This is a genomic window from Brevibacterium sp. Mu109, assembly GCF_900169375.1.
Classification (GTDB): domain Bacteria; phylum Actinomycetota; class Actinomycetes; order Actinomycetales; family Brevibacteriaceae; genus Brevibacterium; species Brevibacterium yomogidense_A.
In genome coordinates this window covers 131,753-139,131 of record NZ_FXZF01000009.1, presented here as the reverse complement: position 1 = coordinate 139,131, position 7,379 = coordinate 131,753, and the positions used below count along the sequence as shown (strand labels likewise).

7 protein-coding genes are annotated in these 7,379 nt (G+C 68.9%); 3 read left to right on the top strand and 4 right to left on the bottom strand.

The genetic code is table 11. From position 1 onward, the window contains the following. The first annotated feature begins 313 nt into the window (after window positions 1–313). Window positions 314–1,975, top strand: coding sequence for a hypothetical protein (locus BSP109_RS07550; protein ID WP_219618511.1), 1,662 nt, complete (start codon window positions 314–316; stop codon window positions 1,973–1,975). Here BSP109_RS07550 and BSP109_RS07545 read toward each other — a convergent pair. Next, window positions 1,917–2,945: an NAD-dependent epimerase/dehydratase family protein gene (locus tag BSP109_RS07545; protein ID WP_101599882.1), complete on the bottom strand. Its 1,029-nt coding sequence runs from the start codon at window positions 2,943–2,945 to the stop codon at window positions 1,917–1,919. The genes BSP109_RS07550 and BSP109_RS07545 overlap by 59 nt on opposite strands. A gap of 153 nt (window positions 2,946–3,098) precedes the next feature. Here BSP109_RS07545 and BSP109_RS07540 point away from each other — a divergent pair, with 153 nt between their 5' ends. Continuing rightward, window positions 3,099–3,800 (top strand): TetR/AcrR family transcriptional regulator, encoded by a 702-nt coding sequence (locus tag BSP109_RS07540; protein ID WP_180959644.1) that lies wholly within the window; start codon window positions 3,099–3,101, stop codon window positions 3,798–3,800. Window positions 3,801–3,848: 48 nt separating this feature from the next. On the opposite strand, the gene BSP109_RS07535 is transcribed toward BSP109_RS07540, so the two are convergent. After that, complete coding sequence (locus BSP109_RS07535; protein ID WP_101599880.1) at window positions 3,849–4,421, bottom strand: adenine phosphoribosyltransferase; 573 nt, start codon at window positions 4,419–4,421, stop codon at window positions 3,849–3,851. A gap of 87 nt (window positions 4,422–4,508) precedes the next feature. After that, window positions 4,509–5,450 carry an SDR family oxidoreductase gene (locus tag BSP109_RS07530; protein WP_101599879.1) on the bottom strand — a complete coding sequence of 314 codons (942 nt, stop codon included), beginning with the start codon at window positions 5,448–5,450 and terminating at the stop codon, window positions 4,509–4,511. Window positions 5,451–5,630: 180 nt separating this feature from the next. Between BSP109_RS07530 and BSP109_RS07525 the strand changes: the two genes are divergently transcribed. Continuing rightward, window positions 5,631–6,626 (top strand): FkbM family methyltransferase, encoded by a 996-nt coding sequence (locus BSP109_RS07525; protein WP_101599895.1) that lies wholly within the window; start codon window positions 5,631–5,633, stop codon window positions 6,624–6,626. Between the two features lie 206 nt (window positions 6,627–6,832). On the opposite strand, the gene BSP109_RS07520 is transcribed toward BSP109_RS07525, so the two are convergent. After that, complete coding sequence (locus tag BSP109_RS07520; protein ID WP_101599878.1) at window positions 6,833–7,267, bottom strand: VOC family protein; 435 nt, start codon at window positions 7,265–7,267, stop codon at window positions 6,833–6,835. Window positions 7,268–7,379 lie beyond the last annotated feature (112 nt).

Sequence of the window (7,379 nt, the reverse complement as noted above, 5' to 3'; positions counted from 1 at the left end):
AACGCACCGGCCGCGGATTCCGCAACGCGGAGAACTACCGGACGCGTATCCTGCTCACCAGCGCCGCGAGAACCGTAGCGTGAATACCCGCCACAGCAGGGTCATTCACCACGAACCGCGAAGAGCCCGTTCACTGGGGTTCTCACCGGGGCCAGTGGGGCAGTCGGGCAGTCGGCGAACCTGCCAGCCGGTCGGCTCCGCTTCTCGGGGTCGCCCGACCCGTCCCCGAGCCCCGGTTCTAGGATTGAGCGTTGGGGTCGTCGGGAACCGCATTCGCGCGGGCGTCCCTGCATCCGTGGAAGACGAGGGGACCATGACGGACGAATCGATGGCGGACGCCGGCGCGTCCGGGCAGCCCGACCGAGCGCGCACGATCGTCGTGATCGGCAGCAGTGGCGGGAACCTGCGCAGCCACGGCGGCGACGATCCCCCTCGGCTCATCTCCGACGTCGTGAGGCAGGCGGGCGCAGCCGGGTTCGACCTGGTCGACGCCCAGTTCGTGGCGGCGACGGCGTCGATGGACGGCATCAGCACGAAGACCCCCGCGAAGCTGTGGGGGGTGTCCGCCGATGGAGTGCCGTACGCCCACGTCGACGGCACGCTCGACGAGGTGAACGCCGCGGCCCGCGAGCAGGACGCAGAGCTCGCCCGGCGTATCCGCGCAGGTGAGGTCGACGGCCTCATCATCATGAGCGCCGACCCCGGCGACGTGAACGCGCAGGCACTCGCCGCCTCCGCGCAGGCCGGCCTTCCCGTCGCAGGAACCGGCGGCAGCTCGATCGCGAAGGCGCAGCAGCTGGGCGTCCGTCTCGTCGCGGTGTCCGGGACGACGGGTACGACGAGCTCGACGCGTGCGGTCGCCTACATCTCCGGCCTCGCGCGTCATTGGTCGGTGAAGTACCGGCCAGTGCTCGGCGGTTCGTCGAGCGGATCCGTGGGAGCGCCGGGCGGCGCCGTCGCCGATGCCCCCGCCTGGAAGCGGATCAGCATCCGAGGCATCATGGTCGGCTCGCTCCCCGCGTTCATCGCGCTCGCCCTCGTCCTCGCGCTCAGCCGCATCCCGGGCGCGGACTTCCTGAGCCCAGTCTTCGACCTCCTCCTCGCAGCGCTGCCGATCGTCGTGTCCGCGGTCGCTGCGCGGAGGGTCAGTGGACTCGACGAGGTCGGCCTCGTCGCCGGAGCGCTCGCGGGGATCCTCGCGCAGGAGGGTGGGATCCTCGGCGGTCTCGTGAGCGGCATCCTCGCGGGCCTCGTCGCGCCCACCGTCATCCGCTGGACGCTCGCGTGGAGGTTCCCCGCGACGACGGCGAACATCCTCACGGGCGCCGTCGCAGGCCTCGTGCCCGGCCTCCTCGTCTACTTCGCGCTCGCCCCGTTCACCAGTCTGCTGGGCGACTGGGTCAAGGCGGGCATCGAATCCGCCGTCGATTTCAGCCCGCTGCTGGCCGGCGCGCTCGCGGGCCTCGTCATGTGGCCGGCGATCATCGGCGGCGTCTACCACTCGGTCATCCTCCCGCTCGTGCTCCTCGAGATGGGGGAGAAGGGGCACAGCTTCTTCGGGGCGATCGACATGGTCTCGCTCGTCATGGTGTCGTTCGGGATCACGCTCGCGAACGTGGTGCGGTCGCGGACGTCGGGTGAGCGGGCGCTCGCGGGATCCGGGTCCGCCGTGAACGTCTTCTTCGGAACGTTCGTCGAGGCGTCGTATCCGTTCATGTTCGGCGACAAGCGGGTGTTCGCCATTGCGCTGATCGCGGCGACGGCCGGCGGCACAGTCGTGGGGATCACCGGCGCCGAAGCCTCCGCCTACCTTCCGGCGTTCGTCGCTCCGTTCATCTCGACGACGGCGTGGGGCATGACTCTTGCGATGCTCGTGTCGTTCGCGATCGCGTTCCTCGCGACACTGCTGGTGAACGTCATCGCGACTCGGAAGCGGAGCGATGCGGGTGCGGAGGCGGAGGCGTGGAGCGCCTGAGCGCCGGGGAGCGGGGTGCCGTGCTCCGCTGATCCGGGCCTGAGGAGTCCACGCCGCCGCGAGCCCACTCCTCGAGCACCTCCGTCCACGGCGTCGCCTCGACGATGCGCTCCCTCGCGAGCATGCCCGGCTCCAGCACGCTCGGATGCGCCCACAGGTACGACTGCGCGGCGAGCTCGCGGAACAGCGGGGAGACGAGACCGACGATCCGCAGCGCCCACGTGGGGATGCGGGACACGCCGGCCGGCTTCCGTCCCTTCGCGCGCGCAGCATCGGCGGCCATCTCACGCTGCGTGAGCGCCGGTGCCGCCGGGACGGTGTGGACGGCGTCGCCGGCGGCGGCCACGACCTCGGCGTTCTGCGCCGCGGCGACCATCGCTCGCGTCATGTCCGGGATGTACGTGAAGGTGCGGGCGGCGTCGGGGTCGCCCATGATCCACGCCCGCCGTCCCTTCCCCGCGGGGTCCATGACGAGCAGCTGCAGCACCGACGACTGCGGGTTCGCAGTGGGGCCGATGAGGTCCGCCGCGATGACGGAGATCGTGCGCGCCGTATGCGACGCCCGCGCGGCGAGCAGCACGGCGCGCACGTCGCCCAGCGGGGAAGCGGGGGCCGCTGCCGAGGACTCCGTCAGTGATCGTGCGCCTTCGCCGTAGGCACACACGGACTCAGGGAAGACCACGGGGATGTCGAGCTCGGCGGCGACGTCCATGACCGCGGCCTCGCGGTGCGGCAGATCTCTGAGCCACGCCTTGTGGTCGTAGGAGCTGTGGACGCAGTGGAAGATCGCGCTCGCACCGTCGGCCGCCTCGCGGAGGAGCCGCAGATCCGCGACGTCGCCGCTGAGTGTGCGGGCGCCGGGGACGGAGGCGGTGCTGCGGCGGAGCACCGTGACCGAGTGTCCGGAGTCCGTGAGGTCGCGGACGAGCTGCACGCCGATCTGACCGGCTCCTGTGATGAGGTAGTGCATGGCTGACTCATTTCTGTGAGCAGTGATCTCTGTTTACAGGTGTCACGGTATCTGCGCGAGCTGGAGAAAACAAGAGCAGTGATCACAGAATTGTTCGGGCGGTGAGCTGGTGGCAGACTGGCGACCATGGTGAACGGTGGAGGATCGAGAGGAGTGCGCGGCACGCACGCCGAGGCCAGGGCGCGGATGCGGAAGGGGATCCTGCGCGTGGGCAACGCCCAGCTCGAGTCCCGCGGCGCTGCTGCGCTGTCCGTGCGGGAGATAGCGCGGGAGCTCGGGGTCGCTTCCTCGGCGATCTACCGCCATGTCGCGGATCGTGACGCACTGCTGACCCTGCTCGTCGTCGACGCGTTCGACGACCTGGGCGATGCGATCGATCGTGCTCTCGACAGCGTCCCTGCGGGTGGGGCTGAACCGCGTGCCGCGCTCGCCGCCCTCGCCCGGACCATGCGCGAGTGGGCGATCGCGCATCCGCAGCGATGGGCACTGGTCTACGGGACTCCGATCATGGGCTACGCGGCACCCGCGGAGCAGACCACTGTGCCGGGCACCCGGGCGATGGCGAGGCTCGCGGGGATCCTCGCAACGGGGTCACTTCCGAGCGACGCGGTGGGGAGCGCGAGTTCCGGACTCGTCGATGAGCTGCGGGTGAGCACAGAGGAGCTGGGGCTCGCCCCGGATCCCGTCCTCCTTGCGGAGGGGATCGGGACATGGTCGTCCCTCGTCGGCACCGTGAGCGCCGAAGTGTTCGGCCAGTTGGGTACGGACCTCGCACGCTACGGTGCGGAGCTGCTCGACCGATGGATCGCATCGACCTCGGCGCGATTCGGGCTGGGGCCCTCCGTCCCGCGCTGACCTCAGTGCACATGGATCGCGGCGACGCCGCAGCGACGGCGCAGTGCGTCAGACGGTGAAGACCGCGTGACAGCCCGGCACGATCGTGCGTCCCTTGAGCTCCTCCAGCTCGAGGATCACGGCAGATCCGACGACCGTCCCGCCCAGTCGTTCAACGACTGTGCGGGCGGCCCGCAGCGTACCGCCGGTCGCGAGCACATCGTCGACGAGGAGGACCCGTGCTCCGGTGAGATCGCCGGAGGACTCGATGGCGGCCTCGGCGTACTCCAGTCCGTACTCGACCGTCACCTGCGGGTTCGGCAGCTTCCCCGCCTTCCGGATCGGGAGCACGCCCGTACCGCTGGCGGCGGCGAGACCGCCGGCCATGACGAACCCGCGGGCTTCGATCCCAGCGACGAGGTCGAACCCCGGCGCGCCGTCGTCCGCGCAGAACGGCTCTGCCATCGCGTCGAGGACCTCCCGATACGCGCGCGGATCCGCGAGCAACGGGGTCACGTCGCGGAACAGGACGCCCGGAGCGGGAAAGTCCGGAGTCGTGGAGATGAGTTCGGAGGCACGCTGCAGCCCTGCGGCATCGCCGTACTGCGTTGCCAGGCCGGGGGCCCGGATGGCGGCGGGCATCTGGGAGTGATCTGTCGGAGTCACGCGCACACTCTACGCGTCGTGCCCCGCACCCACTGCTGAGGCTTCGGAGCCACGAGATCGACGTCAGGTGATGGGCGTGCCGCCATTCACGTGCAGCACCTCGCCGATCACATAGCTGGACTCCGGAGATGTGAGGAACACATACGCCGGGGCGAGCTCCGTAGGCTGACCCGCCCGTCCGATCGGCGTGTCCTTGCCGAAATGGGGGAGTGCGTCCTTCGGCTGTCCGTCGGAGACCTGCAGCGGTGTCCAGATGGGCCCCGGAGCCACGGCATTCACACGGATGCCCGTCTCCGCGAGCTGCTGCGCCAGACTCTTCGTGAAGTTGTCGATCGCGGCCTTCGTCGCGGCGTAGTCCACGAGGTGCGGCGACGGCTTGTACGCCTGCACGGATGTCGAGTTCACGATCGTCGAACCGGGCGGCAGGTGGGGGATCGCCGCCTTCGACAAGCGGAAGATTGCACGCATGTTCGTGTCGAACGTGTTCTGCCACTGCTCATCCGACACATCGGCGATGTCTTCGACGGCGATCTGGCGTCCCGCATTGTTCACGAGGGCGTCGAGGCCTCCGAGTGCCTCCACCGAGTCCGAGATGAGCGATTCGCAGTAGTGGGCGTCTGCCAGGTCCCCTGGGAAGAGGAACGCCCGGCGGCCGGCCTCCTCGATGAAGGCGCGGATCTCCTGGGCATCCTCCTCCTCATCGGGAAGGTAGGACAGGGCGACGTCGGCGCCTTCTCTGGCGAAGGCGATCGCGATGGCCGCACCGATCCCGGAATCCGCGCCGGTGATGAGCGCTCTGCGTCCCTCGAGGCGACCGGTGCCCCGATACGAATCCTGTCCGCGGTCCGTCTGTGGGATCAGCTCCTGGTCGAGGCCGGGCTCGGGCTGATCCTGCCGCGGGGGAGTGATGTCGGGGAATCGCGTGACCGGGTTCTGGAACGTCAGCTGGTCGGTGGAGGTCGAAGGTGTCTGCGGAGATGTCTTCGACGGTGTCGTGCGAGCCATGGTGAGCCTCCTCTGATGCGGCATCGAGTCGATGGCAACAACGGTTCCTCAGGCAAGGTGGCCTGTCAATGGGGTGCGGTCGGGCTGCTGGCCGTCCCCCACTGTGGACCTGCGCGACGCCGGTCACAGTCAACCGCATAGGCTGACCGGACGACGGGTTCCCGACGGAGGCGTGTGATCATGAGCGACAACACCGGCATCGGATCTGCATCTGCGGACTCTGCAGACACGAAGGATTCCGGAACGGCTTCAGCTCTTGCTGATCGTGCACGGCGCCAGAGCTGGTACGGGGCGAAGCAGCATGTGAAGGCGATGCTGAGCCACCCGCTCTTCCACCCGATCCTTCGTGCCACCGCTCCGCGCCTCTCGCGGATCCGTGTGGGGCGGCTGCCGGCACCGCGGGAACTCATCGAGGTGACGGCCTCGGTGGAGGGTGCTGAGTTCATCATGCTGAGGCCCGACCGATGCGAGATCGCGAAGGAGCTCTACTGGGGCGACGGCCGGCGGCCCGAGGCGGAGGATGCCTACGCGATCGACCTCGTCGTCCGTCTGACCGGCGATGCCCGCACGTTCTTCGACGTGGGCGCCTACACGGGGATCTTCTCCCTCGCGACCCTCGCGGCCCACCCCGACCTGCGCGCCCACGCCTTCGACATGGTGCCCCCGGTCGTGCGGATGCTGCGGGCGAACATGGCGCGCAACGGATTCGTGGGTCGGGTCGTCGTCCATCAGGCGGGAGTGGGCGATCCGACGCTGACGGCTCGCATGCCATCGGTCGACAGCGGATCGGCGCTGCCGTCGTTCCTGTCGTCGGACATGGAGTTCGACGATGGGGAGGACGTGGGGTTCCTGGCACTCGACTCGCTGACGGACGAGGTCGACGGGCCCGTCGTCATGAAGGTGGACGTCGAAGGCGGCGAGCCCGATGTCTTCGCGCACGGGAGTGAGTTCCTCGCGGCGCATCGCCCGGACATCCTGTGCGAGGTCCTCGCAGACGCGGATGGGTCCCGGCTCGAGGAACTCCTGAGCGTCCACGGGTACCGCTACTTCCACGTGGGGTCGGACAGCATCCGAGAGCGTCCCGGCATCGTTCCGGACGATTCCGTCCGTGACTGGCTGTTCACGGTGAGGACACCCGCGGAGCTGCGTCGGATCGGCGTGACCGTGCTGGACTGACGGATGGCCCCGACGGCGGGGCACGATGGCTGAGCCCGACGGCGGGGCACGATGGCTGAGCCCGACGGCTGGGCACGACGGCTGAGCCCGACGGCTGGGCACGGGTCCACGACAGCTGGCTGCTCGACCGCCGGGTGCCCGACAGCTGGGTACTCGACGGCTGAACACTCGTCAGCTGTGCACTCGTCAGCTGGACGGCCGAACCGTCAGGATTCCGGGTCGATGGCGCTGATGTTCATCTGCCAGTTGATGCCGAAGCGGTCCAGGAAGGCTCCGTAGGTGTCTCCCCACATCTGCTTCTGCAGGGGGATCTGCACCGTTCCGCCCTCTGACAGGGCGTCGAAGGCACTGCGGATGCGCTGCTCGTCATCACCCATGATCGCGAGTGTGACGTTGTTGCCGGTGGTGAGCGGTTCGGGCGACATCCCCTCGACGTCATCGGAGACGTACAGGCGGATGAGGTCGGTGACTTCGAGCGATCCGTGCATGATCGCATCAGAGACGGGGTGGTCCGGTGGGACGGCCCCTGCGTCGCCGAACGTGGCGAACTGCGGCTCGGTGCCCAGAGCGGCACCGTAGAACTCGAACGCTTCACGTGCGTTGCCGGGGAAGCGGAGATAGGGGTGGAGTGCGGCGGGCATGGGCTGCTCCGTTCGTCGGATACGCCGGAGGCGGATCAGCCTCGGCGATGAGACCAGTAAACCATCGGGGTCGGACTCTCGACAGAGTCATTGCAGAGTTCTTCCGACCGAT

Excerpts from the sequence above, each read along its gene's own strand:
- BSP109_RS07545 (WP_101599882.1), bottom strand. The coding sequence starts at position 2,945 with ATGCACTACCTCATCACAGGAGCCGGTCAGATCGGCGTGCAGCTCGTC.
- BSP109_RS07535 (WP_101599880.1), bottom strand. The coding sequence starts at position 4,421 with ATGCCCGCCGCCATCCGGGCCCCCGGCCTGGCAACGCAGTACGGCGAT.
- BSP109_RS07525 (WP_101599895.1), top strand. The coding sequence starts at position 5,631 with ATGAGCGACAACACCGGCATCGGATCTGCATCTGCGGACTCTGCAGAC.
- BSP109_RS07520 (WP_101599878.1), bottom strand. The coding sequence starts at position 7,267 with ATGCCCGCCGCACTCCACCCCTATCTCCGCTTCCCCGGCAACGCACGT.
- BSP109_RS07550 (WP_219618511.1), top strand. The coding sequence starts at position 314 with ATGACGGACGAATCGATGGCGGACGCCGGCGCGTCCGGGCAGCCCGAC.
- BSP109_RS07530 (WP_101599879.1), bottom strand. The coding sequence starts at position 5,450 with ATGGCTCGCACGACACCGTCGAAGACATCTCCGCAGACACCTTCGACC.